Genomic DNA, 24,333 nt, shown 5'->3' with positions numbered 1-24,333 from the left:
TGAGGGGCTTGGTTGTGCGCTCGAAGGGATTCGAACCCCCAACCTTCTGATCCGTAGTCAGATGCTCTATCCGTTGAGCTACGAGCGCAACAGGGACATATATTACACAGAGGGAGCCAGACCCCCAAATTCATTCATTTATCAGGAAAAATAGCGCACAAGGACCCGAAAACACATAGCCTAAGCAGCTGCTTAACGCCCCGCCCCACTCCATATCCCGCTGGTACACAATCGAAAAGCGCCTACCCCACACAAAGTGAAGTAGGCGCTAAAAAATGGCGGAGGTGAAAGGATTTGAACCTTCGGACCCTTGCGAGTCAACTCCTTAGCAGGGAGCCCCATTCGGCCGCTCTGGCACACCTCCAGCGAAAATCACGGCACAATGTCGATCGTGATCAGCTTCCACTGATCAAGAAGACACCGCTGTCGCGAATTCCGTAGGCGATACTACAGGGACCAACTAGAGAAGACAAACACCACTACCTACAACGTCGGCAAGCGAGCTACCCCTCAACGGCACCCGCAAAGACCACCACAACCCCCGACATTTCCCCAGCGGCACATACCGCACTTTTACTCCACTTTTGCGCCGCATAATCCCCGGCTTACCATTACAAGAATGATCCGCCCCGACTTAGACCAACTTCCCACATATACGCCCGGTAAAAAGGCCGACGATGCCCTGGTCCTAGCCAGCAACGAAACTTCTGAGCCGCCGCTCCCCGCCGCGATTGAAGCGATTACATCCGCAGCGCACACCCTCAACCGCTACCCTCATATGGCGACTTCACCTTTGCATCACGCTATCGCCGATCTCCACGGGGTCGCAATTAATGAAGTAGCAATCGGATGTGGCTCCTCTTCGCTTCTTCAGCAGCTCATTCTGGCCACCTGCAAAGACGGCGACGAAACGCTCTTCGCGTGGAGGTCATTCGAGGCATATCCCATCCTCAGTAGGATCGCCGGAGCCACCCCTGTCGCGGTCCCACTCGATGCTCACCATCGCCACGACCTCGACGCCATGGCCGATGCCATCACCGACAAAACGTCGCTCATTATCTTATGTAACCCCAATAACCCGACGGGGACACTTGTTACAGAGGACGAACTAGAGGCCTTCTTTACGCGCGTTCCGGAGCGTGTCACTGTGTGTATCGACGAGGCATACCTGGATTACACCGACGACGAGCTCACACCGGATTCACTGGGCCTTGTGCGACGACACCCTAATGTTTGCTTCGCCCGTACCTTCTCTAAGTGTTATGGCCTGGCTGGCGCACGTGTTGGTTACATGATTGGGACCCCAGAGATCATTAGCGCACTCAACCGCACCCAGGTTCCGTTCTCGGTGAGCACGATGGCCCACGATGCTGCGATTGCGTGCCTCAACAGCCCTGAGAGTAAAGCCGAGAGAGTCTCTCGGACGATTCCGCAGCGCCATCGCCTGCGCGACTTCCTTATTAACGAATTCATCCACTCGTCACGGTGGAATTTGACCGAGTATGACATTCCAGAGTCCCAGGCGAACTTCCTCTGGTTAAATCTTGGGGGTCAATCTGATGCGTTCACCGAGGCCCTGGGGAAGGAACATATCCTTGTCCGGTGCTTCAGCAGTGACGGAGTGCGGATCACCGTCACAAATACTGACGAGACCGATCAACTCATTAGCACCCTTCGGTCTATTGCGTAGCTCGCTCAATGTGCGCTAGCGCGCGGGATTTTCCTGGCGAAAGGCCCCTGCAGGAAACCCCCGGCGGAACGTCTTGTATTAGACGTTCCGTGCCAGCACTTTCGGCCGGCCACCGCATGCACACCTATCAAATACCCCCAATATAGGGGTAAGTGTAACAGTGTGAAAGAATCAACAGATTTAGCTTCCTACCCACTCACCGTCTTCAACATGAAACTCGGTTCGACCCCAGCTTAAGTGGATTTTCCCTCAAAAATACTTAACATCTGCAGCCATGCAGTCGCTAACTTCGACGGCTTAAATCCGCGAGATTCGGTTAACAGAAGGTGAAATAATCCTAGTTCTCCTTATCTTTTAACTTGTCACTCTCGTAAGTTATGGAACGGTAAGCCCGGTGAGACTGACCGATCTTTTCCCGCCAGCGGGAAGACGGTACCGAAGTCCTCATCAGCTAGCGACAACACTTTGTCTACTTTCTTGGAAGGATTGTTATGTCCGCTTTTTCCTACGCCGCAGAGGCAGCGCAGGCCGCTTCCGATTCCGCATCCTCCGCTTCTGACGCCGCTTCCTCCGCTGCATCGACGGCTAGCGAGCATGCTTCATCTGCTTCTGACGCTGCTTCGTCTGCTAGCGAGCACGCCAGCAGCTTCTTCGACGGCTTCAACATCAACACTCTGACCAGCCTCATCGGTTCAGCCACCACCCTGGCTTCCGCAATCATGGGCCTGGTCAAGGGCCTCGCTGGCTAAAAGATTTACGTGCTGTGAAAGACCCCCGTGGGGTCTTTTGCGCGCTTATATGAGCGGGCAAATAGTCAGTCAAAACAATGACGACGGCCCCTGCCACCGCCGAATACAGCACGACACGTTTTCGACGTCGATAAGTTTCCCCTACGTTGTGGTTGCTCCATCCGTCGTCGACAAAGATCATCACACCTGGAGGAAAGTCATGGGTGCAGATACCAACCCGAACGCATACCAGCCACTCGATCCGCCGAACGATCCATACCCAGCATTTCACTGGATCACGGAAATTGGACCATACCTCGTCGAAGCTGCTAACTCGATGATCGGCTTCGCACTCGGAAGGCTCTAAGAATGAACTTCTTCACGTCAAAGATTTCCCGCATCGCAGCTGGGACCTTGGCAGCTGCCGCCGTCGTCGCCGGCTCCGCCACCCCAGCAATGGCGTCAAGCGCCGACTGGCCCTCACGCTGGTGGGATCCTTCAAACGTTATTGAATCCCCGGTCAATCCTGACCACGCCGAAGGTGCACTAAATAACGTATCCTTCACCAACAAGGCTGACGGAAGCCACACTGTCCAGGCTCAGAGCTTCGCCACCGTTCAGGTCAAGGCTGATGGCACAGGTTTCACCCCCGGACAGTACTACACAGTCCGCGCCGGCCTGGTGAAGTCAAACGAGACCAGCAACATCGTGGTCTACACCTGGCAAACCTACCGCGCGACAGAAGACGGGAAGATCAATATCGATCTCGGAATTAAGTCGCCCGGTAGCACTCAGGCTGGTGAGCAGCTGATCGGAACCGTCAACGTTTACAACGCCAATGACGTACGCCAGGACGGCCGCCCCCAAAAAGTCGATCAAAGGTGTGCCTTGATGTGTAAGCGCGTCGCACCGCTCGCGTCCCACAGCGACTTTAACGACGCCAACTCGACTATTAGCTTTACATAAAGAAATTAACTCAGTCCCGTTAACACCACGGGCTTCCATAAAGAGAGGTCAGATATGCCTACTGGTCAACAGCCGTTCCCCGGTTATTTTGATGAAGATGCAGCCCGCTACGCTGTAAACATCGTTGAATTCATTCTGGACACGATCGGGAAGTTTGTTTAATACACCCGACGTTCCAGCTACCCCGCATGAAGAGGATCTTATGAACTTCAACTACTCCAAGGCAGCCGACGCAGCATCCGGAATGGATGATACTGTGAACTCTGGTTCCAAGGCAGGAGATCTTGCCGGACAAATCGATGCCAACACGATTGCAGGATGGTTTGGAGACATCTCCGGTCTCGCATCCAACATCGTTAAACTCGTTGGTGCACTTATCAAGTAATACGCTTAATAAGTGATACCCGTGTGAGCGCTGCTTTTATCCTTTCCAGCGTTCACCAGTCACCTCTCACGGTGGCGTCATCTCCGCACGGAGAATATGGCTCCACCGTGAGAGGTTTTGCGCGCAGATAGCACTAAAAGCACGAATCGCCTCAAGGGTCGGAATCGTTAGTAGAACCCCGTTCCCCATTGAAGCGCTGTGTTACGTAGGCGCTTAAGCAGCTTTCTGCTACTCAACCACCTCGTTCAGAAATACTTCACGTTTGAGGGTTACTTCGCGTGCGCAGTAACGACAGTCTCGCTATCACCGCGGAAAGCCTTGGAATACGGACACATCGCGTCGGCCTGCTCCGCGAAATCCTTCGCTTGGTCCTCCGAAACACCGAAGATGGTGACATCCAGAGCAGCCTTAATCCTGAAGCCACCGTCGTTCTCGTCTTTCACCAAAGAGCACTCGACGGTAACTTCTGGGGCTTTGTCCAGATCAGCGCCACTCTGCTTGGCAATCAACTGAAGCGCACTATTGAAGCACGCAGCCCAGCCAGCAGCGACCAGCTGTTCGGGATTCGTGCCTTCACCAGATCCACCCATCGCCTTCGGCGGGCGAACGTCCAGATCAATATGGCCATCGTCGCTAGCTACATGGCCATCACGTCCACCACCCGTTGAAGTCACGCGTGCGGTGTACAGAGCATCAGACATAAAAACTCCTAACTTCATCGTGGATACGAAACACCACCCACGGTACGCGGAAACCCCGATCCCTTCACCCATGTGAAGAACGGACCGGGGTTAAGACCGGGGTCAATACGCGAAGACTAGTCCGTTATGTTGTTACGTTGCCTTCACCGTCACTGTTCCGACGTCACTACTTCGACGCGGTAAAGCGCTTTTCGACTTCCGCGCCCAACCACTCGTCAACGTGGGTCCAGTAATTGAAGGCCTGCTTAGCGACCTGGTCGGACACGCCAGCCATCGCACCAACAATGTTGTTGGCCAGACGATCGCGGGCGGCGTCGTCCATCACATCCCGGACTAAGGCACCAGCCTGGGAGAAATCATCGTCCTCTGGATGACGAACATAGGCACCGCGAGTTAAATCGCCGCCGTAGTTGTCATCCCAGAGTCCGAGTTCTTCAGCAGCACCTAAGCCGGACTCCTGGCCGCGGCCAAAGCCGTACTTGGACTCACCGGGCGCAATGTCTTTCTGCACAGCGCCGGTTCCCTCAGCGTCGGTACCGTCGACGTCCATGTACCCGCCACCGCGCTCAAAGCGGTTCGGCGAATACGTCGGCTCAGAAGCTGGCGGGAAGTCGTACACAGCGGCTCCATCCTTGGCATAGCTGTTCACGGGGCACACTGGCTTGTTCACCGGAATTTGATCAGCATTCACACCGAGGCGGTAACGCTTTGCATCGGCATAAGCGAAAGCGCGGGAAAGCAGCATCTTATCCGGCGAGAGCCCAATCCCTGGGACCAGGTTCGACGGCTCGAATGCCGCGGATTCAATCTGCGCAAAGAAATTCTCCGGGTTCCGGTTCAGCGTGAAGTGCCCCACAGGAATCAGCGGATAGTCTTTCTGGCTCCACGTCTTCGTCAAATCGAACGGGTTGACCTTGTAGCCAGCGGCTTCCTCCAGGGGCATAATCTGCACCTTAACGTCCCATGTCGGGTAGTCGCCGCGCTCAATCGCCGCGTACAGGTCCTCGCGGTGGCTGTCAGCATCTTCGCCGACCAGTTTCGCGGCTTCTTCGTCGGTAAGGAAATCCCATCCCTGGCGGGTCTTGAAGTGGTACTTGATCCAGAACCGCTCCCCCTTGGCGTTGATCCACTGGTAGGTGTGGGAGCCGAAACCGTCCATATTGCGGAAGGTCTTCGGGATTCCGCGGTCGCCCATCAAGTAGGTCACCTGGTGTGCGCTCTCTGGGGTGCGGGTCCAGAAGTCCCAGCGCATGTCGGCGTCGATCGTGCCGCGCCCCGCGAGCCGCTTCTGGGAGCGGATGAAGTCGGGGAACTTAATCCCATCGCGGATGAAGAAGACTGGGGTGTTATTGCCGACGAGGTCGTAGTTGCCCTCATTGGTGTAGAACTTCAGGGCAAAGCCACGGACATCGCGCCAAGCGTCGGGGCTGCCTTGCTCTCCGGCGACGGTCGAGAAGCGGGCCAGCATCGGGGTGACGCGCCCCGGCTGGAACAGGTCCGCCTTCGTGTACTGCGTTACATCTTCCGTGATCGTGAGCTCACCGAATGCGCCTGACCCCTTTGCGTGAACAACACGCTCTGGGATCCGCTCACGGTTGAAGTGCGCCAATTTTTCCACCAGCGACACATCATGCAGGGCGATGGGACCTTCACGGCCGACGGTCACGCTGTGCTCCTCAGATGCGTTCGGAGCGCCGTTGACACGGGTTGAGATGCTCCGGCCATCAGCCTGCGGGGCACCATGACCGGTAACGGGGCACACTCCCCGCTGCGCGACATCGTCTGAGGTAAAACGCTGATCGTGCGAACTATCGTTCGACATGGATCCTCCTTCTCATGTGGTGAGCTCATGTCGTCGTCATTCAGGGGTAAAGAGCCCACCAGCGGTGCGATACGCCTTTAACTGTACCCTATTAAAGTTCTTTCCGTCTAGAGGTTTTTAAGATTAATGGAGGATAGATCCATAGCCTTCCTACAGACCCCTGGTAGAGGTGACTTTCTCCATCAACTTGGTAAGGTGAATACCGTGACAAGACATGACAAGGACGACGCACGCGTCACAGCATTAGCTCTCCGTGCCGGCCAGGGGGATCGGGCCGCGCTCACCGAGTTCATCCGACGCACCCAGAAGGACGTCTGGCGTCTCCTTGCTCATCTTGCCGACATTGACCGCGCCGACGATCTCACCCAAGAGACCTACCTGCGCATTATCTCTGCTTTGCCGACGTTTGCAGGCCGTTCGAGTGCGCGCACGTGGCTGCTTTCCGTTGCGCGACGAGTGTGGGTCGATAGCGTCCGGCATGACATGGCTCGGCCACAGTCTACCGGTACGGAATGGGAAACCGTGGCTGATCAGCACACGGCAACGAATACTGCCGCCAGCAGTTCCTGGTCAGACTGGGTCGACGTGCAGCTCCTTATGGAGAATTTGGATCCCGACCGCCGAGAAGCGCTCATCCTTACGCAGGTCTTGGGATACACCTACGACGAAGCAGCGACGATCGTCGGTGTTCGCGTGGGGACGATTCGATCCCGGGTAGCTCGGGCGCGCACCGACCTCATCGAGGCAACGTCAAACCACGCAACGAAAAAACACCGTCACCTCAGCTCGGTGCAGGAACGGGCACACGGGTAAACGCTAGCGCTACCCAGTTCGCTAGCAGTATTCGAAAAAAGGAGGAAGTCCCCCCAGGCCCCCTCACACAGCTCAGACCGACTCCCTCTACACCAGCAATTCAGCGATCTGAATGGTGTTCAACGCAGCGCCCTTACGTAGATTGTCGCCCGCCACAACAAGAACCAGACCACGGTCATCGTCGATAGTCTGATCCTGACGAATGCGCCCCACGAGGCAATCGTCGATACCCGCCGATTCCAGAGGCGTGGGCACATCGACAACCTCAACGCCCGGGGCTTTGTCCAGCAACTCGCGGGCACGTTCCGGCGTGATCGACCGGGCGAACTCGGCGTGCACCACCATAGTGTGCCCAGTGAACACCGGGATACGCACGCACGTGCCAGCTACTTTCAAATCGGGGATATTCAGAATCTTCCGAGACTCATTACGCAGCTTCTGCTCTTCATCGGTCTCATCGGAGCCATCATCAACGTAATTCCCAGCAAACGGCAACGCGTTGAACGCGATCGGCGCTACATACGGGCCGTAACCAAGCTTCTCTTCATCAATGACACGCTGGACACCGGAACCATCATGCGCGAGGTCAACGTCGTCACGCTTCTCAACGGCATCTGTCTGTTCTTTCAAGGCCTTCACGCCGGCCAAGCCCGAACCCGACACCGCCTGGTAGGAAGCCACGTGCAGGACTTTCAGGTCCGCCTCGTCGTGGAGGATCTTGAGGACAGGCATCGCTGCCATCGTGGTGCAGTTCGGGTTAGCGATAATCCCCTTGACGGCCTTGTCCTTGTCGCCGGGGTTGACCTCGGACACGATCAGCGGGACCTCGGGGTCTTTACGCCAGGCACTCGAATTATCGACGACGGTGGCGCCTGCGGCCGCAAACCGTGGCGCCTGCTCCTTCGACACCGCACCACCGGCGGAGAAAATCGCGATGTCGATACCTTTGAGGTCCTCGTCGGAGGTTGCGGCAACATCCTCGACCACGACGTCGTCGCCACGGAAAGGCAATGTTGTTCCCGCGCTTCTGGACGAAGCGAAGAAACGAACCTTATCGCACGGGAAATTGCGTTCCTCCAGGATGGAGCGCATGACGCGCCCCACTTGGCCAGTAGCTCCAACGACGGCAATGGTGGTCATCAGGTGATTCCTCCCAGACAGTACGGACCAGCCAAACAAAACAAGCCAGGCCAGGTGAAACCTAGCAGTGAAACTCCAGCTTAGCGCCCTGTTCCAGCATAGACAACGGCTTCTTCGTCGCCACCCAGCGCGAAACGCTCGTGCAAGGCGCGGGTTGCTTTCTCCAGATCCGAATCACGGATCAACACAGAAATGCGAATTTCCGACGTGGAAATGAGCTCGATGTTCACACCGGCGTCACGGAGCGCCTCACAAAAATCAGCGGTGACACCGGGGTGCGACTTCATTCCGGCACCCACCAGCGACACCTTGCCGACGTGATCGTCGAACAACACGCGCGGCTGGGCCGTCGCTGCGGACTCCGACGCCCCGGACCCCGGCTGCATCGAGGCCTTCGCCGCGTCGGCCGGTGTATCAGACACCGGCACCGTCGGATTCTCGTCCCGCGGCACTTCGCACAGCTTCTTCAGCATTTCAACCGCGCGTGAGGCGTCGGCACGAGGACAAGTAAATGTGATGTCGGTCTTGTTATCGGACAGCGACGACACATTCTGCAGCACCATATCGATGTTGATCTCTGCATCAGAGACGGCGCGGAAGATACGAGCCGCTTCCCCGGGGGTATCCGGAATACCTAAAACGGTGATTTTCGCTTCTGATTTGTCGGTGGCCACACCGGTAAGTACTGCTTCTTCCACGGGAATATCCTCCATTGAGCCGGTAACTAAAGTGCCTGGATCTGTGCTATACGATGACCGAACACGCATGGGAACATTGAACGCGCGCGCATATTCCACACTGCGCAAAACAAGGATCTTGGAGCCGACGGCGGCAAGCTCCAGCATTTCCTCAAAACTGATGGTGTCGAGCTTTCGCGCATTATGCACGATTCGTGGATCCGCTGTGTACACACCATCGACGTCGGAATAAATCTCACATTCATCCGCGTTCAATGCCGCCGCGAGAGCAACAGCGGTGGTATCCGAACCGCCGCGGCCCAGCGTCGTGACATCTTTGGTCTCACGGTTGACTCCCTGGAAGCCGGCGACCAAACAGATCTTGCCTTCATCCAGCGCTTCCTGCACACGACCCGGCGTGACATCCACAATCCGGGCATTCCCGTGGCGCTCCGTCGTCAATACCCCTGCTTGGGAGCCGGTAAAGGACTGTGCATGCGCGCCCAGGGACTCAATAGCCATGGCCACCAGCGCGTTGGAAATGCGCTCCCCCGCGGTCAGCAGCATGTCCATCTCGCGGGCGGGCGGCACGGGGTTAACCTGCGCCGCAAGGTCAAGGAACTCGTCGGTCGTGTCGCCCATTGCCGAGCACACAACAACAACGTCGTGTCCTTTTTTCTTCGTTTCGACGATGCGCTCCGCCACTCGACGAATGCGCTCGGCATTCTCAAGGGACGAACCACCGTACTTCTGGACGATTAGAGCCACCGGGTTCTGCCTTTCCTCATCCGCTCTGGGCACGTGACGGAACCATCATGAACATGAAACCATCAACAACCGACACGACACGTGTGGCCTTGAGGATACCTCAACTACCGAGCAGCTAAATTTATGGGCGATGCATAATAACGCCCTTGCTATCCTTTTCGCCCTCGCCTCCGCGCTGACAATCGCGTGGGGCACTGTCGTTCGTCACCGAATCGCAGAAGAAGTCCCCAATGACGACGACGGCGGCGCACCCATTCTAACCGTGATCACCAAACCTCTGTGGTGGGCGGGAACGTTCTGCGCGCTGGGTGGATACGGCCTGCAAGTCATCGCGTTGGCCTTCGGAACGCTGCTGGTCGTGCAGCCGATTCTGGTGTTATCGCTCATGTTTACGCTCCCGCTGTCCGCGCGGTACGACGGGCGTCGAGTGTCGTTATCGGAAATGACATGGGCAGGTTTGCTGACCGCGGCGGTGGCCGTTCTGGTGATCCTCGGCCGGCCGATCCCCGGGAATACGCACCCGTCGTTAATGACGTGGATCCTTGCCGTCGTCACAGGGATTGTGGTGCTCACGGCTATTGACCGATTTGCTTACCGGCAGATTCGGCGTGAGCAGGCGTTGCTTCTCGGGGTGGTCACGGGTGCCGTGTTTGGCTACGTCGCTGTGTTTTCCAAAGCTGCGATTGACGTTTTTGTTCAAGACGGCATCGTCGGTGGGCTTCTGGCGTGGCAAACCTATGCACTCATTATTGGAGCGACCATTGGAACGGCGGTCCAGCAGTCGTCCTTCAATGCGGGGGCGCTGAAGAATTCGTTGCCGGCGATGACCATCACGGAACCTATCGTCGCTTTTAGTTTGGGTTACATCGTGTTGGGGGAATACTTCCAGGTCCACGGCATGGGGTGGGTGGTCATGGCCATCGCTCTGGTTGTCATGATCGTGTCCACCACTGTGCTCTCGCGTAAAGGCGTCGATTAGTCGATGAGTGGGCAGCCACAAGGGGCGGATCTCATTGCCCCGTCTATTTCCCATAATCCTTCACATGCGCAGTGACCGTGCTACGGTTTTCATATGCGTTCTTTGAGCGGAACATCTAGCTGCGCGGCTCTCCTCCTTATGTGCCGCGGCGGGGCCCGGGTATAACCGATCGGCTCCCCGTCGCGGGGTTCGCTGTGCCGGTCGGGACTTGACACATATTCCGGAAACCGAAGAGGAACCGCATGTCCCCCGTTGACGAATTCATTTCCGCCCCTGCCCATATTTCTACTCCCGACGGCGACATTCCTGCCGATCAACCGTCGTGGAACAAACAGCGCCCGTCGCAGATGCCTGCCGGACGCTACCAGCCTTACTTCACCGAGGTAGAACACATCACGCTGCCCGACCGCACATGGCCGGATAAAACGATTGATCACGCCCCCGTCTGGTGTGCCGTCGATCTGCGTGACGGGAACCAAGCTCTGATCGACCCCATGAGCCCCGAGCGGAAACGTCGGATGTTCGAGTTGCTGGTCACCATGGGCTACAAAGAAATTGAAGTGGGGTTCCCCTCAGCATCGCAAACGGATTTTAACTTTGTTCGTGAAATCATCGAACAAGACATGATCCCGGACGACGTCACCATCCAGGTCTTGGTTCAGGCTCGCGAACACCTGATTCGACGCACGTTCGAAGCGTGTGAAGGCGCCAAGAACGTCATCGTCCACTTCTATAACTCAACATCTATTCTGCAAAGAGATGTTGTCTTTCGTAAGGACAAAGAAGGAATTAAAAAATTAGCGACGGATGCCGCGGAATTAATTAAATCCATCGCCACTGATTATCCGGGGACCAACTGGCGCTGGGAGTACTCCCCCGAGTCCTACACCGGCACTGAAGTAGCCTATGCCAAGGAAGTCTGCGACGCCGTCGTCGAGATCATGGATCCCACCCCGGAGAACCCCATCATCATTAATCTGCCCTCGACGGTGGAGATGACCACGCCCAACGTGTACGCGGACTCCATCGAATGGATGGACCGCAACCTGAACCGTCGCGATTCCATCATCATCTCGTTGCACCCACACAATGACCGCGGAACCGGCGTCGCCACTGCTGAATTGGGATTCATGGCCGGCGCGGACCGCATCGAGGGCTGCCTGTTTGGCAACGGTGAGCGCACAGGCAACGTGTGCCTGGTCACGCTGGGGTTGAACATGCTGACCCAGGGCGTTGATCCGCAGATCGACTTCTCCGACATCGATAAGATCCGGCACACCGTCGAATATTGCAACCAACTGCGGGTGCCTGAGCGTCACCCCTATGGCGGTGACCTGGTGTTTACCGCGTTCTCCGGATCGCACCAAGATGCCATTAATAAGGGCCTCGACGCGATGGTGGATAAGGCTGAAAAGTCGAATGCCACCGACGACACTACGGATACCGAACGCGACCGGCAGCGTATCGTCCACCGGGTGCCGTGGGAAGTGCCTTATCTGCCCATCGATCCGAAGGATGTCGGCCGCACCTACGAAGCCGTCATTCGCGTGAACTCGCAGTCCGGCAAGGGCGGCGTGTCCTACATCATGAAGACCGACCACGGGATCAACATGCCGCGCGCAGTGCAGGTTGAATTCTCTGGCGTGGTCCAAGCCGTCACCGACGCCGAGGGTGGCGAGGTCAACTCGAAGAACATGTGGGACATCTTTGCCGGCGAATACCTGGACCGAGATGACCCCATCGACGCCATCAGCATTACTGTCGACGGGGGCCAGAATGAAAACGAAGGCGCGGAAGTGTCCGCACACCTCATCATCAACGGCGAGGAACAGACGATCACCGGCCACGGCAACGGGCCGGTGGCCGCATACACGAATGCGCTGGAAAGCATCGGAATTAACGTTGAAGTGCAGGATTACTCGCAGCACTCCAGGACGTCCGGTGACGACGCGGAGGCAGCCGCCTACATCCTGGCCGATGTCGACGGGACCAAGGTGTGGGGCGTTGGCATTGCAAGCTCCATTACCTACGCGTCGCTGAAGGCCGTGACCAGCGCAGCCAACAGGGCGCGGGCTGCGGCGTAACGCTACTTCAGGAGCCGGAGTTTTTGCCCGACGCTGAGAAGCCTTCCCATGATGGCGGCATAGAGTTTGCGGCTGAGGAAACGTGGGCCACTAACCGACATGCCCCGCATCTCCACGATGGTGTGCGACTCGGTGTACTTCAGTAGTCCCTCCGCGCCATGCCTGCGGGACATCCCGGAGTCTTTGACGCCGCCGAGAGGTGCGTCGACCGTCGACCATGCTGCGGCATAGCCGTCGTTAATGTTGACCGTTCCTGCCTCAACACGACGCGCAATGTTCCACGCCGTGTCGGACGGGCCGACGATGGACGCGTTCAACCCGTAGTTCGTGTCATTTGCCCGGGCGAGCGCGTCGTCCACAGTGTTGACCCTCTCGACATAAACAACCGGGCCGAAGACTTCCTCGCGCTTGAGCCTCATGTCATCTGACACTCCCTCGAGCACGGTCGGTTCGTAGAAACACGGGCCAAGATCCGGCCGAGCGCGCCCACCTGCGAGGATGCGGGCACCCTTCTCGCGCGCGTCCTCAACAAAAGACTCCACCGTGGCGAGCTGCTCTTTACTGACCAAGGACCCCATGGTGACGGACCAATCGAAGCCCGCGCCGAGTTTCATCCGGTTGACTTCAGCGCTGAAAGCACTGACGAAGTCGTCGTAAATTTCCTGGACAACGTAGATCCTCTCGATGGACACACAGAGTTGTCCCGAGTTGGAAAAACATGCGTTCACGGCGCGCGAGGCTGCCCGGCGCGCGTCGGCATCGCCCGTAATGATCATGGGGTTTTTGCCGCCCAGTTCTGCGGAAAAGCCGACGAGACGTCGCCCTACTTGTTGGCCCAGGCGCTGGCCGGTTTTCGTCGAACCGGTGAACATGAGGTAGTCGCACGCGTCGGCAATGGCGGATCCGACGACGCGCCCTTCGCCGGTGATGATCTGGATGACGTCGGCGGGAAGTCCGGCATCCTTGAGCAGCTGTACGCAGATGAGCGAACAAAATGGTGTATCGGAGTCGGGCTTGGCTACCACCGTGTTTCCTGCGGCGATGGCTGCGATGGCATCGGATATTCCGAGGGTGAGGGGGTAATTCCATGGGGTAATTTGCCCCACCACTCCCTTCGGCGAGCGATACTCGCGCGCTCTCCCGAGCACGGGAATGCCGGCAGTCCGTCGGGCGGGACGCATTAGTTTTTCGGCCGAGTTTGCGTAATAGCGGGCGTTATTCGCCACGTCCATCACCTCGTCGAAGGCTGAGGCGCGGTCCTTCCCCGTTTCCAGCTGGATGATGTCGAGTAGGAGGTCACGTTTCTTCAACACGAGGTCGTGGAAGCGCGTGAGTATTTGTTTGCGCTGATCAAAGGGGGTCTCGCGCCATGTTTTCTGCACCTCGCGGGCGCGTCGGAAAGCGTGGGTGACGTCGTCTGTGGTGCCGATACCCACCCAGCCGACGGTGGCGCCGTCCCACGGATTCTCTACGTTGTGCCGCTTTTCGGTGGCAACACTTCCGGTGGTGGTGTTGACGGTGAGCGCACGAAGTTCCGCGGCGAGATCGTCGGGCAAAGGGCCCTGCGGCAGCCGATCCGGAAGGAACGTAGAACATTTGGGTGCAAACATATTTCGAAGTGTACGCGAGCAGCGCCCAAAAAAGGTTAGATTGATCACATGAGTACTTCACAACATAAAAATATTTTTATCTCGGGCGGGGCGTCGGGCATCGGCCGCGAAGTCGCACTCCGATTCCACAAGGAAGGCTGGATCGTCGGGGTGTACGATATCGACGCCGCTGCCCTCGAGGAACTATCCCGCGATTACCCCGACATCATCACCGGTGAACTCGATGTCACCAACTACAACCAGTGGGAAGAGGCGCTGGCAGACTTCACCGCGCACACCGGTGGGCGGCTGGATGTGCTCGATAACAACGCTGGCATCATCGGCGACCACGACATCGTCGACCAGTCCCCCGAGATCATCAAGAAGCAGTGCGATATCAACTGCACCGGCGTCATCTATGGAGCGCGCGCCGCACATCCGTACCTCTCGCGCACGCCCGGCGCGCACCTGGTGAACATGGGTTCCGCCGCGGCACTCTACGGCCAACCGCACATTACGCCGTATTCCGCGTCGAAGTTCTTCGTCACGGGGTTCACCCAGGCGCTGGACCTTGAGTGGAGAAAAAGTAAGATCCGCGTCGTCGCTCTTCAACCGCTGTGGGTACAAACCGCTCTTGCCGACGTCGATGCCGCGTCGACGAAGCGACTCGGTGTGCGGATCACGCCGGAACAAGTGGCCGAGGTTGTGTGGAAAGCTGTTCACCCCGCGAATTTCTTTGAGCGGCAGCGGCATTTTTACTCCGTGTCAGGCCTGGACCTCACGTTGCGCTATCTGATCCGCCTTGTTCCGTCATTCATTACCCGAAACGTCAACAAGTTCGTCGCCGGGTAGCATATCGGGCATGACATCGACCTCCGATCACTCTTCCACCAGCCGGGGCTCCGACGCTCGCACGTCACATTCACACGACGTCGACGCCGACCGTGGGGGGAACAACACCGGGGGTTCGCGGTCGAACGACGGGCATCGTCGTTCCCGCAATAATTCGCGTGCGCGTCGAGAGCGACGTCGGCGCCGCGCCACCTATTCCGCGCAGCACGGAAATAAGCAGCAACGTGCGAAGGATGGCTCGGGGAGCAGTACCTCGAACGAGTCTTCGAGTGGGGATAACTCCAGCTCGCAGCATGGGAGGAATAAGAATCGCCGACGGGCGCGGCGGCGGAGCAATCGGCCGGCCGCGGCGCCCAACGCCGGACAGCGCAGCCAACAGCACGAACCCAAGGACCAGCGCCCGGCGCGACAGCAGGAACAGTCGGATTCGTCGACGCGGCCGGCTCGTCGGAAGCCCTCGTCGGGCACGCAGCCATCGTCCGTAACCCGTGCGCCCGCAACGCGAAAGTCTGGAACACGTGCGCCTGCAACCCCAGGCCCGCGCCGTGGTCACCGAGGATTGACGGCCGAAGGTGTCATCACGAACCCGGACAAGGACAAATACAACGCCGGAAACACCCACGTGCGCTCACCGCGGGAACCCATCCCGTCCATCGAGGACGCGCCGATGGTGGCCGTCGTTCTACGCACAACTAACATCCACCCGTCGACCGGCCGCATGCTGGCCCTCGACGCCGCATTTTTCGACGCCGACGGCCTGCCTGTCTCCAACTGGCAACGAGTCTTCAACACTGACGCCGACCCCGGCCCCCTCCACCTCTTCGGCCTCGCCCCCGATGCTTTCCGCACAGCCCCGCGCTTCAGCTCCACGCTCCGGCAAATCGATCGCGTTATCGACGGCCGCGTCCTGATCGTCCACGACACCGCCACCACCTGGGGTTTCATCGCGCAGGAGGCACGCCGGACGGTCCGTTCCGCGTCGGCAAAAAACCGTCGCCAGCGCAGGCGTCGCCATAATGGGCACGTCCCCCGCCCAGTATCGATCATCGACACACAAGCGACGGCCCGGCGGCAGGGGCTGCCCATCGCCGAAACTCGCCTGCGGGGCATTGCGGCCGCTTACAATCTTGTCGACGACACACTTCCGGCGACCACAGTGCTGGACATGGGCTCCTCACCCGATGCGTACACGACGCTTCCCGGCGTTGGGGCCGAGGCATCTGAGCTGCGACGGAGCATCGACCCCCTGCAGCTTCTCCAGGCCGACGCTGTTCTGGTGGGTGAGCTGGCCATGGAACAGCTTGATCGCGCCGGGATCGAGCCCATCAGCGCTGCGGCGTTTGCGTTGCACGAAGCGCGCGAGCGTCGTGGGGATGACCGTAGCGACTCGGGACGTAGCGACGACCACCGCGACGACGAAGATCACAGCGACGAGACCGGCGTCGGCAAGAAGGATAACGAGCGTCCAGACGATGCTCCTACCCCGCTGGTGTGGGCGGATGATGATGCCTGGGACAACGTCGATAAGCGTGATCCGCATGACCTGCGGGCGGATCGAGTAGGGCTGCAGCGCTCGGCAATACGAATTGATGCGGCATTAGCCCCGGTCATTGCGCCTAACCCGGGTGTGTGGTCGCCCGGTCAGAAATTGAAGCGCGGGATGGTTTTCACGGTCGCTCCCGAAGTGGATATGAATCCTGATGATCTGATCGAGGCGGCCGTGCGGGCTGGGCTGACTTATTCCGAAAAGCTAACCCGGGAGACGTCGTTGGTCGTGTTCAATGGCACGGGCCACGGATTAGAGCACGATGGGGCTCCTCATGAGGGACGCGCCTTGCACGCACACAGGAAGGGCATTCCCCTGGTTCGCGACACCGAGTTTATGCGTCTGGCCGAGGAGGCTACCGACGCCGAGCAGCGCTAAACCGCGCAGCTATAAACCGCGCCCGAACAGCCATAACTCACACTCCCGGCAGGACAAGCGACCCCGAAAAGGATTCACAATACTCCCGGACTGAAGTGGCATGTGTCCGGGAGCCACGTATTCTAGGACAATGACCGAAAACTCGGATTCCACTCGTTCTGGCGTACGGGAACGCGCCGTGAGCTCGCTGCACGCGTTCCGTCGGCGCGCTGACCAGGTACTCCGCTCCAGCGCGGATAGTGTCAGTGACTCCTTGGAGGCTCGGATCACGAGCGTGACCAGCGATACTCCGAAGGCCCAGCTCAACACTCAGGGTCGGGCTGCTCTTGCTCTTGCCGACGCAGCTACCTGGGCCTCGAAGAAAACGGGCCGTGGCTCAGGCGGGATGATCGGCGGGATGATTGCCGCAGCGATTGATCCGATGATCATGGGCCGGATCAACGCGGGGCGCCCCATCGCGTTGGTGACGGGAACGAACGGTAAGTCCACAACGACTCGGATGCTGGCCGCTGCCGCACGCACCGCTTTCACCACCGCCACCAATGAGGGCGGGGACAACATGGACGCGGGCGTCGTCTCGGCGCTGCGTGCAGGTGGCGATTATGACGTCGCCACGTTGGAAGTCGATGAAATGCACGTGCCGGCCATTGCCGACAAGCTGGATCCGCAGGTGCTGGTTCTTCTCAATTTGAGCCGTGACCAGCTGGATCGCGTGGGAGAGATCAACAGTATTGAGCGGGCGCTGCGGGGGGCGGTGAATAAGCACCCCAACATGACGGTGGTGGCTAACTGCGACGATGTCATGGTGACCTCGGCTGCGTGGGATAGCCCGAACGTGGTGTGGGTGTCAGCTGGCTTGGGTTGGCAGGGTGAATCGACATCGTGCCCGCGTACGGGTGGTGCGATTATTCGCCGCGAGGTGTCGGACGAGTCGGATTCGACCAACCATGTTGAGTGGTACGCGGCGAAGCCCCTGCCCGATGGCTCCGAGTTCCGACGCCCCTCCCCGGATTATTCAATGACGCCCGACGGGCTGCGTATTGATTCTGCGTCCGCGGCAAAGGCGACGGGTTTGCCGGCGGGAACTGTTCTGCCCTTGACTTTGTCGCTGCCTGGAGACGCGAACCGTGGCAACGCAGCCCAAGCAGTGGTGGCCGCGTTGGCCTTGGGCGCGGATGTGAAGAAAGGCCTGGCGGCGACCGAAAACGTGCAGTCCGTGGCTGGCCGTTATTCCACGGTGTCGTATGCCGGGCGCGACGTTCATCTGTTGCTCGCTAAGAATCCTGCCGGTTGGCAAGAGGCGCTGAGCATGGTTGATCGGTCCGCGGATGGCCTGGTCATTGCCACAAATGGGCAGGTCGCCGACGGTGTAGACCTGTCCTGGCTATGGGACGTTCGGTTTGAGAATCTCGACGAGTTAGCCGTAGTTGCCGCCGGTGAACGCGGTGCTGACCTGGCCGTTCGACTCGGATACGCCGGCGTCCGCCACCAACTGGTGAAGGATGCACTGGAAGCGATCAAAACGTGCCCGCCGGGTCGAGTGGAAGTGCTGGCCAACTACACGGCCTTCCGCGACCTCAAGCGCGCCCTTGACCGGGCCGTCGCCAAGGAGTCGAAGCAGAACACCGCAGACAAGGAGGACACCGATGCCCGCTAAATCCCACGCTGTGTCTTCGCCGTCAGGGTCGCGGCGGTCGTCATCGCAGTTCCAGATCGGCCTGATTTTGCCCGATGTGTTGGGCACCTATGGCGACGACGGCAACGCGCTGATTGTGCGCCAACGCCTGCGCCTCCGCGGGGTGGCGGCGGAGATTGTTCCGATTCATCTCGGCGACCCCGTGCCGGACAGTTTGGATTTGTACACCGTCGGCGGTGGTGAAGATACAGCCCAGATTCTTGCTTCCGAGCATCTTCGTGCCGACGGGGGAATTATTCGCGCCGCGAACAAAGGTACCCCGATTCTTGCTATTTGCGCTGGTCTACAGGTGTTTGGGCAATCCTTCCGCGCGTCCGGTTCCATGGTGGATGGCCTTGGGCTGCTGGATGCGACGACGTCGAGCCTGAAGGTCCGCATGATCGGTGAGCTTCGCTCGGAGCCGCTTCAGGCTGAGCAGCAGGACGCAGGATCATCACAGGACGCGACGTCGGTACGCACCGATGACTTCACGCGCGGGCTGACTGACCAGCTCACTGGTTTTGCGAACCACATGGGTGCGACGATTTTGGGCCCGGATGCACGCCCGTTGGGACGTGTGCTTCACGGGACCGGTAACTGTGACGCGTATGGCGCAGAGGCGGTCCACCTTGAGGGTGATGAGGCTGATTATCAGACCTCTGCCGAAGGGGCCGTCCAAGGATCGATTATTGCGACGTACATGCATGGCCCGGCGCTAGCGAGGAATCCGCAGCTTGCCGACGTGCTTATCGCTCGGGCGTTGGGTGTGGAGGTTGATGATCTCCCACCGCTGGGTGATGACATCGATCCGTCGATTCGTGGTGGCCTGGATAGCCTGGATATGGGGTCGAGGCATCTCGAATTAGCTAGGGAATTAAACAATGAAGTGTCGCAGCTTCGCCGGGAGCGCATAGACTTTACGTCATGACTTTGCGTGACCATCTCCGCCCCTCTGCTCTTTTCGGTGATTCCGCCCTTGGCACTACCGCCCGATCTGCGGCGGAAGGATTATCCAGTGCCGCCGTGTCTGGTGTCTCTCGAGTGGGCAGCCATATCGGGGTTGATCCCGATGTCGTTCCGGGGCCGCGGGGTGGTCTTCCTCCGGAGGAGTTAACTGCAGCGCACTGGGGTAATGGGTCCCGGCGCGTCATCGACCCTATTGGGTGGTTTGAACACCAAAAAGGTATCGATGAGCTTCAGAAATCTTTTGACGCTATTCCGTCAGAAGCCCAGGTGAGGTTGGCGAAGAAAACGTCAAACCTTTTCCGCTCTCGAACGGCAACAAAGACACCCGGTTTGAACGTCGAGGGGCTTGGCCGCGTCATTGCCGTGGATACAAAAGCACAGACTGCCGACGTTCAAGGCATGTGCACATATGAAAACCTTGTGGATACCTTACTTCCGTTTGGTTTCGCGCCCTATGTTGTGCCGGAGTTGAAGACCATCACATTGGGCGGCGCTATTACCGGCATGGGCGTGGAGTCCAGCTGTTTCCGCAATGGTCTGCCCCACGAATCCGTCATAGAGATGGATATTTTGACTGGCACGGGCGATATTGTCACCTGTAGTCCCGTCGAAAATGTTGATCTTTTCCGTGCTTATCCCAATTCGTATGGTTCATTAGGTTATGCGGTTCGGATCAAAATAAAGATTGAGAAAATTAAGCCGTTCGTGGAGCTTAGGCATGTTCGTTTTCACGACCTCACCTCTATTGCCGCGGCGATTGACAGCATTGTGTCCAGCCACGAGTACGACGGCGAGCCTGTCGATCATTTAGATGGTGTGGTGTTTTCCCCTACCGAGGGCTATTTGGTCTTGGGTCGGCAATCGGCGGAGATTCCGCCTCGAGTGTCCGATTACACGGGTGAGCACATTTATTACCGCTCTCTGCAGCACCCCGAGGGCACGACTCGCGACACGCTGACCACGCACGATTATCTGTGGCGGTGGGATACGGACTGGTTCTGGTGTTCGCGCGCGTTTGGTGCGCAGAATCCCACGATCCGTCGGATGTGGCCTGATGGGCTGTTGCGGTCGTCGTTCTATTGGAAGATCGTGGGCGCCGACAAGCGATGGGATTTGGCGGACCGGATTGAGGCTCACCATGGCCGTCCCGCCCGTGAGCGCGTTGTTCAGGATGTCGAAGTGACGACGGATAAGGTTCCGGAGTTCCTGGAGTGGTTCTTCCAGGCCAGCGAGATCCAGCCAGTGTGGTTGTGCCCAATCAAGCTGGCGGAAGAGTCGTCATCGTTGACGACCCGCGGCAATGTGTTGTCCTCCGATGTCGCTCTGGCTGACGGCGCTGGCTCCCATCCGTGGCCGCTGTACCCGTTGTCCGTGGGTGATGTGTGGGTCAATATCGGCTTTTGGTCCTCGGTGCCCGTGGATTTGACGGATGATCCGCAACCCGGCGCATTTAATCGTGTTATTGAAAGAAAGATTCGCGACTTGGGCGGGCATAAGTCACTCTATTCCGAGGCTTTTTATTCGAAAGAGGAATTTTCCGCTCTTTATGGAGGCAGTATTCCAGAGCTGGTGAAGAACATTTATGACCCGAACCATCGTTTCCCCGGTCTTTTCGACAAAGCAGTAGGCGGAAAATAAGCGAATTCCGCCCGACGTGGTGAGGGAAGCGCTCAGTACTACTATGGTTGTAACTATTTGCGACGCGATGACGCTACCGACACACGAGGTCATTAGGCCAGTACCTGCCGTGTAGCGCCATTGCGCCAGCCGAATACCTGAGGACGAAGAGAAAAGAGTCGGGCGCATTGAGTATGACTGTCGCAGATATCATCGCATCTATTACGAAAGGGCCGCTGCCATTCAAGGTGGAGGCTTATGACGGAAGCTCCATTGGTTCGGGCGATATTACTGTCCGTCTGGAAAACGAGGATGCTCTGGCCTATATCGCGACGGCACCGGGCGATTTAGGACTTGCCCGCGCTTATGTGACGGGCGCATTGACTGTTGAGGGCAAAGGATCTCATCCTGCCCATCCGTATGTCCTTTTCGACGATTTACAAAAGGCGTATTCGACGATTTCGATCTCTAAGAATCCTCGTGTGATTGCCAAACTGATCCGTGAGTTACGCAATCATCACGCTTTCCGACGCCTTCCCATCCCCCACCAGGAAGTTATTCCTGGATGGCACAAGGCTCTTCGCGGTGCGATGGAGGGAGTGGCGAAGTCGACTCGTCGGCACTCTAAGGCTCGCGATGCACAAGCGATTAGTCATCATTATGACGTCTCGAATAGCTTTTACGAGCATTTCTTAGGGCCATCCATGACGTACACCTGTGCGTGCTACCCCACTGAAAATGCGACGTTGGAAGAGGCCCAAGAAAACAAATACCGGTTGGTGTTTGACAAGTTGCGGCTGAAAGAGGGCGATCGCCTTCTTGATGTCGGCTGTGGTTGGGGCGGAATGGTTCGCTATGCCGCCAAGCGTGGGGTTCATGCGTTGGGCGTGACGCTGTCTCATGCGCAGGCTGAGTGGGCGAATGAAGAAATTAAGCGCCAGGGCCTGGAGGAATTCGCCGAGGTCCGCTACCAGGATTATCGCGATGTGCCAGAAAGCGATTTCGACGCTGTTTCTGCTATCGGCATTTTGGAGCACATTGGTCCGAAGAATTATCGATCATTCTTTAGCTTCCTTTATGGCAAATTGCGGCCTGAGGGAATGATCCTTAACCACTGCATTACCCGGCCACATAACCGCCCGACGCGAACAGGGCAGTTCATTGGACGCTACATTTTCCCCGACGGTGAGCTCACCGGCGCGGGCACCATCATTACCCGCATGCAGGACGTCGGTTTTGATGTTGTTCATGAGGAAGATCTGCGGCCACATTATGCCCATACGCTGCGTGATTGGTGCCTGAATCTTCAAAAGAATTGGGACGAGGCCAGCACGTTGGTGGAGCCGTCCACGGCGCGTTTGTTCGGTCTGTATATGGCCGGTTCCGAGTGGGGCTTCGACCACAACATCATTCAGCTCCACCAGGTGTTGGGACAGAAACTTCCCGACGATGGAACGTGGAATCTTCCGCTGCGCCCCTGGTGGAAAGCGTAGCTAGCGGACGTAGCTATTAGTACAGTTAATCGTCATGGTGAAAATTCCCGGACTTGCCCGCCACGCAACCAGCATGGTCGGTGCTGACCCGACGATCATGTCGGCCCTGATCAGCACCCCATTGACCAAGTTGATTCGGCCCGCGTCCCACCCCATGACGGTGGGCGAGATTATCGACGCCATCGCTGATTTCCCCATTCGTGTGACCGCTTTTGACGGTTCCTCTGCTGGTGGGACGAATGGCGCAGCGACTTCGGCGGACGCTTCCGGCGATATGGGAATCCACATCACCAAAGACGGCTTAGCCTATATCGCGACGGCTCCCGGTGAATTAGGCCTTGCCCGCGCGTATTTAACCGATAATTTGCGGGTGAGCGGCACCCATCCTGCGAACCCCTATGACTTGTTCGGGGTATTGCGGACTGTTCGTCTAAAAAAGCTATCGCCGTCCACGGTCCGCCGGATTATCGGTTCCTTGGCGGCAATGGATGCCTTCCGGAATTTGCCCCAACCTCCGCAGGAAATGGTCCCATTTTGGCAACGCGCTATCGACGGCCTATCCCGACATTCTCAGCAACGCGACGCAGAATCAATTAGCCACCATTATGACGTCTCGAATAGGTTTTATGAACTCTTTTTAGGGCCGTCGATGACCTATACCTGCGCTTATTATCCCGATCCCTCCGCCACCCTGGAGGAAGCGCAAGAAAATAAATACCGCCTTATTTTCGATAAATTACGCCTACAACCAGGGGATACGCTTCTTGATGTTGGATGCGGTTGGGGCGGAATGGTTCGCTACGCCGCCCGCCACGGAGTCAAGGCGATCGGGGCAACCTTGTCCCGGGAACAAGCCGAGTGGGCTAATGAAGAGATTGCTCGTCAGGGGCTTAGTGACCGTGCTGAGGTGCGGTTCCAAGACTATCGAGATATTCCAGAAACAGATTTCGATGCCATTTCAGCTATCGGCATTCTGGAACACATCGGTACGGCTAATTACCACGATTTCTTTTCATTTCTTTTCAACAAGCTTCGCCCGGGCGGATTGATACTCAACCACTGCATTACTCGCCCGATTAATGAAGCCAAGACCAATGCTGGCCCGTTCCTTGATCGCTATATTTTCCCCGACGGAGAACTGCACTGTTCAGGAAATATCATTGCGAATATGCAGGGTGCAGGCTTTGAAGTGATGCACGAGGAAAACTTACGTCCTCACTACGCCCGTACCCTCAAAGCATGGTGCAACAACTTGGAAGAGAATTGGGATGCTGCCTGCGAAGAAGTAAGTGAAGCTACGGCCAAGCTCTATGGGGTGTATATGGCTGGGTCTGCGTGGGGATTCGACCACAATATTGTGCAGCTGCACCAAGCGTTGGGCGTGAAACCGCTTCAAGACGGAACGATGGCAGTTCCCGAGCACCAATGGTGGGAGAGCTAGCGGATTCCGCGCGCTGACCACAG

At 57.9% G+C, this 24,333-nt stretch carries 20 protein-coding genes and 2 tRNA genes; 15 read left to right on the top strand and 7 right to left on the bottom strand.

Annotated features, from left to right (window positions below):
• Positions 1 to 15: 15 nt before the first annotated feature.
• Positions 16 to 88, bottom strand: a tRNA-Arg gene (locus CKROP_RS00960).
• A 188-nt stretch (positions 89 to 276) separates the two neighbouring features.
• Positions 277 to 364, bottom strand: a tRNA-Ser gene (locus CKROP_RS00955).
• A 255-nt stretch (positions 365 to 619) separates the two neighbouring features.
• On the opposite strand from CKROP_RS00955, the gene CKROP_RS00950 reads away from it, so the two are divergent.
• The 5 genes from CKROP_RS00950 (at position 620) to CKROP_RS00935 (ending at position 3,769) form a co-directional block, all read left to right on the top strand.
• On the top strand, positions 620 to 1,690 hold the full coding sequence (locus CKROP_RS00950) for a histidinol-phosphate transaminase (RefSeq protein ID WP_012730872.1): 1,071 nt from the start codon (positions 620 to 622) through the stop codon (positions 1,688 to 1,690).
• 491 nt (positions 1,691 to 2,181) lie between these two features.
• Entirely contained in the window at positions 2,182 to 2,439 is a 258-nt protein-coding gene (locus CKROP_RS00945) for a hypothetical protein (RefSeq protein ID WP_012730871.1), read from the top strand.
• 49 nt (positions 2,440 to 2,488) lie between these two features.
• A complete protein-coding gene (locus CKROP_RS11270) occupies positions 2,489 to 2,785 on the top strand; it encodes a hypothetical protein (RefSeq protein WP_148209605.1) in 297 nt (98 codons plus the stop codon).
• A 2-nt stretch (positions 2,786 to 2,787) separates the two neighbouring features.
• Entirely contained in the window at positions 2,788 to 3,384 is a 597-nt protein-coding gene (locus CKROP_RS00940) for a hypothetical protein (RefSeq protein WP_012730869.1), read from the top strand.
• A 154-nt stretch (positions 3,385 to 3,538) separates the two neighbouring features.
• Positions 3,539 to 3,769 (top strand): hypothetical protein, encoded by a 231-nt coding sequence (locus tag CKROP_RS00935; RefSeq protein WP_148209604.1) that lies wholly within the window; start codon positions 3,539 to 3,541, stop codon positions 3,767 to 3,769.
• Positions 3,770 to 4,038: 269 nt separating this feature from the next.
• Here the strand turns inward: CKROP_RS00935 and CKROP_RS00930 are convergent, their stop codons facing one another.
• Together CKROP_RS00930 and CKROP_RS00925 are read right to left on the bottom strand one after the other, a co-directional pair.
• Entirely contained in the window at positions 4,039 to 4,470 is a 432-nt protein-coding gene (locus CKROP_RS00930; RefSeq protein ID WP_012730866.1) for an organic hydroperoxide resistance protein, read from the bottom strand.
• 166 nt (positions 4,471 to 4,636) lie between these two features.
• Positions 4,637 to 6,292, bottom strand: coding sequence for a catalase (locus CKROP_RS00925; protein ID WP_012730865.1), 1,656 nt, complete (start codon positions 6,290 to 6,292; stop codon positions 4,637 to 4,639).
• A gap of 204 nt (positions 6,293 to 6,496) precedes the next feature.
• Between CKROP_RS00925 and CKROP_RS00920 the strand changes: the two genes are divergently transcribed.
• Positions 6,497 to 7,105 carry an RNA polymerase sigma factor gene (locus CKROP_RS00920; RefSeq protein WP_041628714.1) on the top strand — a complete coding sequence of 203 codons (609 nt, stop codon included), beginning with the start codon at positions 6,497 to 6,499 and terminating at the stop codon, positions 7,103 to 7,105.
• A gap of 87 nt (positions 7,106 to 7,192) precedes the next feature.
• Here the strand turns inward: CKROP_RS00920 and CKROP_RS00915 are convergent, their stop codons facing one another.
• Entirely contained in the window at positions 7,193 to 8,245 is a 1,053-nt protein-coding gene (locus tag CKROP_RS00915) for an aspartate-semialdehyde dehydrogenase (RefSeq protein ID WP_012730863.1), read from the bottom strand.
• Positions 8,246 to 8,325: 80 nt separating this feature from the next.
• A complete protein-coding gene (locus tag CKROP_RS00910) occupies positions 8,326 to 9,690 on the bottom strand; it encodes an aspartate kinase (RefSeq protein WP_041628713.1) in 1,365 nt (454 codons plus the stop codon).
• Between the two features lie 130 nt (positions 9,691 to 9,820).
• Between CKROP_RS00910 and CKROP_RS00905 the strand changes: the two genes are divergently transcribed.
• Positions 9,821 to 10,669 carry a DMT family transporter gene (locus CKROP_RS00905; RefSeq protein ID WP_012730861.1) on the top strand — a complete coding sequence of 283 codons (849 nt, stop codon included), beginning with the start codon at positions 9,821 to 9,823 and terminating at the stop codon, positions 10,667 to 10,669.
• Positions 10,670 to 10,911: 242 nt separating this feature from the next.
• Positions 10,912 to 12,753, top strand: a complete 1,842-nt coding sequence (leuA, locus tag CKROP_RS00900) for a 2-isopropylmalate synthase (RefSeq protein ID WP_012730860.1) — start codon at positions 10,912 to 10,914, stop codon at positions 12,751 to 12,753.
• 2 nt (positions 12,754 to 12,755) lie between these two features.
• Here leuA and CKROP_RS00895 read toward each other — a convergent pair whose 3' ends face one another.
• Positions 12,756 to 14,363 carry a succinic semialdehyde dehydrogenase gene (locus tag CKROP_RS00895; protein ID WP_052292311.1) on the bottom strand — a complete coding sequence of 536 codons (1,608 nt, stop codon included), beginning with the start codon at positions 14,361 to 14,363 and terminating at the stop codon, positions 12,756 to 12,758.
• 48 nt (positions 14,364 to 14,411) lie between these two features.
• On the opposite strand from CKROP_RS00895, the gene CKROP_RS00890 reads away from it, so the two are divergent.
• The 7 genes from CKROP_RS00890 (at position 14,412) to CKROP_RS00860 (ending at position 24,310) form a co-directional block, all read left to right on the top strand.
• Positions 14,412 to 15,194 (top strand): SDR family oxidoreductase, encoded by a 783-nt coding sequence (locus tag CKROP_RS00890; RefSeq protein ID WP_012730858.1) that lies wholly within the window; start codon positions 14,412 to 14,414, stop codon positions 15,192 to 15,194.
• Between the two features lie 10 nt (positions 15,195 to 15,204).
• Positions 15,205 to 17,118 (top strand): DNA polymerase III subunit epsilon, encoded by a 1,914-nt coding sequence (locus tag CKROP_RS10470; RefSeq protein ID WP_012730857.1) that lies wholly within the window; start codon positions 15,205 to 15,207, stop codon positions 17,116 to 17,118.
• 130 nt (positions 17,119 to 17,248) lie between these two features.
• Complete coding sequence (locus CKROP_RS00880) at positions 17,249 to 18,775, top strand: MurT ligase domain-containing protein (RefSeq protein WP_081429368.1); 1,527 nt, start codon at positions 17,249 to 17,251, stop codon at positions 18,773 to 18,775.
• Entirely contained in the window at positions 18,765 to 19,721 is a 957-nt protein-coding gene (locus CKROP_RS00875) for a type 1 glutamine amidotransferase (protein WP_012730855.1), read from the top strand. Before CKROP_RS00880 ends, CKROP_RS00875 begins: the two co-directional genes overlap by 11 nt.
• Positions 19,718 to 21,397 carry an FAD-binding oxidoreductase gene (locus tag CKROP_RS00870; RefSeq protein WP_012730854.1) on the top strand — a complete coding sequence of 560 codons (1,680 nt, stop codon included), beginning with the start codon at positions 19,718 to 19,720 and terminating at the stop codon, positions 21,395 to 21,397. Before CKROP_RS00875 ends, CKROP_RS00870 begins: the two co-directional genes overlap by 4 nt.
• Positions 21,398 to 21,570: 173 nt before the next feature.
• Positions 21,571 to 22,869 carry an SAM-dependent methyltransferase gene (locus CKROP_RS00865; protein ID WP_012730853.1) on the top strand — a complete coding sequence of 433 codons (1,299 nt, stop codon included), beginning with the start codon at positions 21,571 to 21,573 and terminating at the stop codon, positions 22,867 to 22,869.
• 154 nt (positions 22,870 to 23,023) lie between these two features.
• The gene (locus tag CKROP_RS00860; protein ID WP_041629021.1) at positions 23,024 to 24,310 is read left to right on the top strand and encodes a class I SAM-dependent methyltransferase; all 1,287 of its coding nucleotides are present in this window, start codon (positions 23,024 to 23,026) and stop codon (positions 24,308 to 24,310) included.
• Positions 24,311 to 24,333: the final 23 nt, after the last annotated feature.

The organism is Corynebacterium kroppenstedtii DSM 44385 (assembly GCF_000023145.1).
GTDB classification, from domain to species: Bacteria; Actinomycetota; Actinomycetes; order Mycobacteriales; family Mycobacteriaceae; genus Corynebacterium; species Corynebacterium kroppenstedtii.
This window is presented reverse-complemented; position numbering and strand designations above follow the sequence as displayed.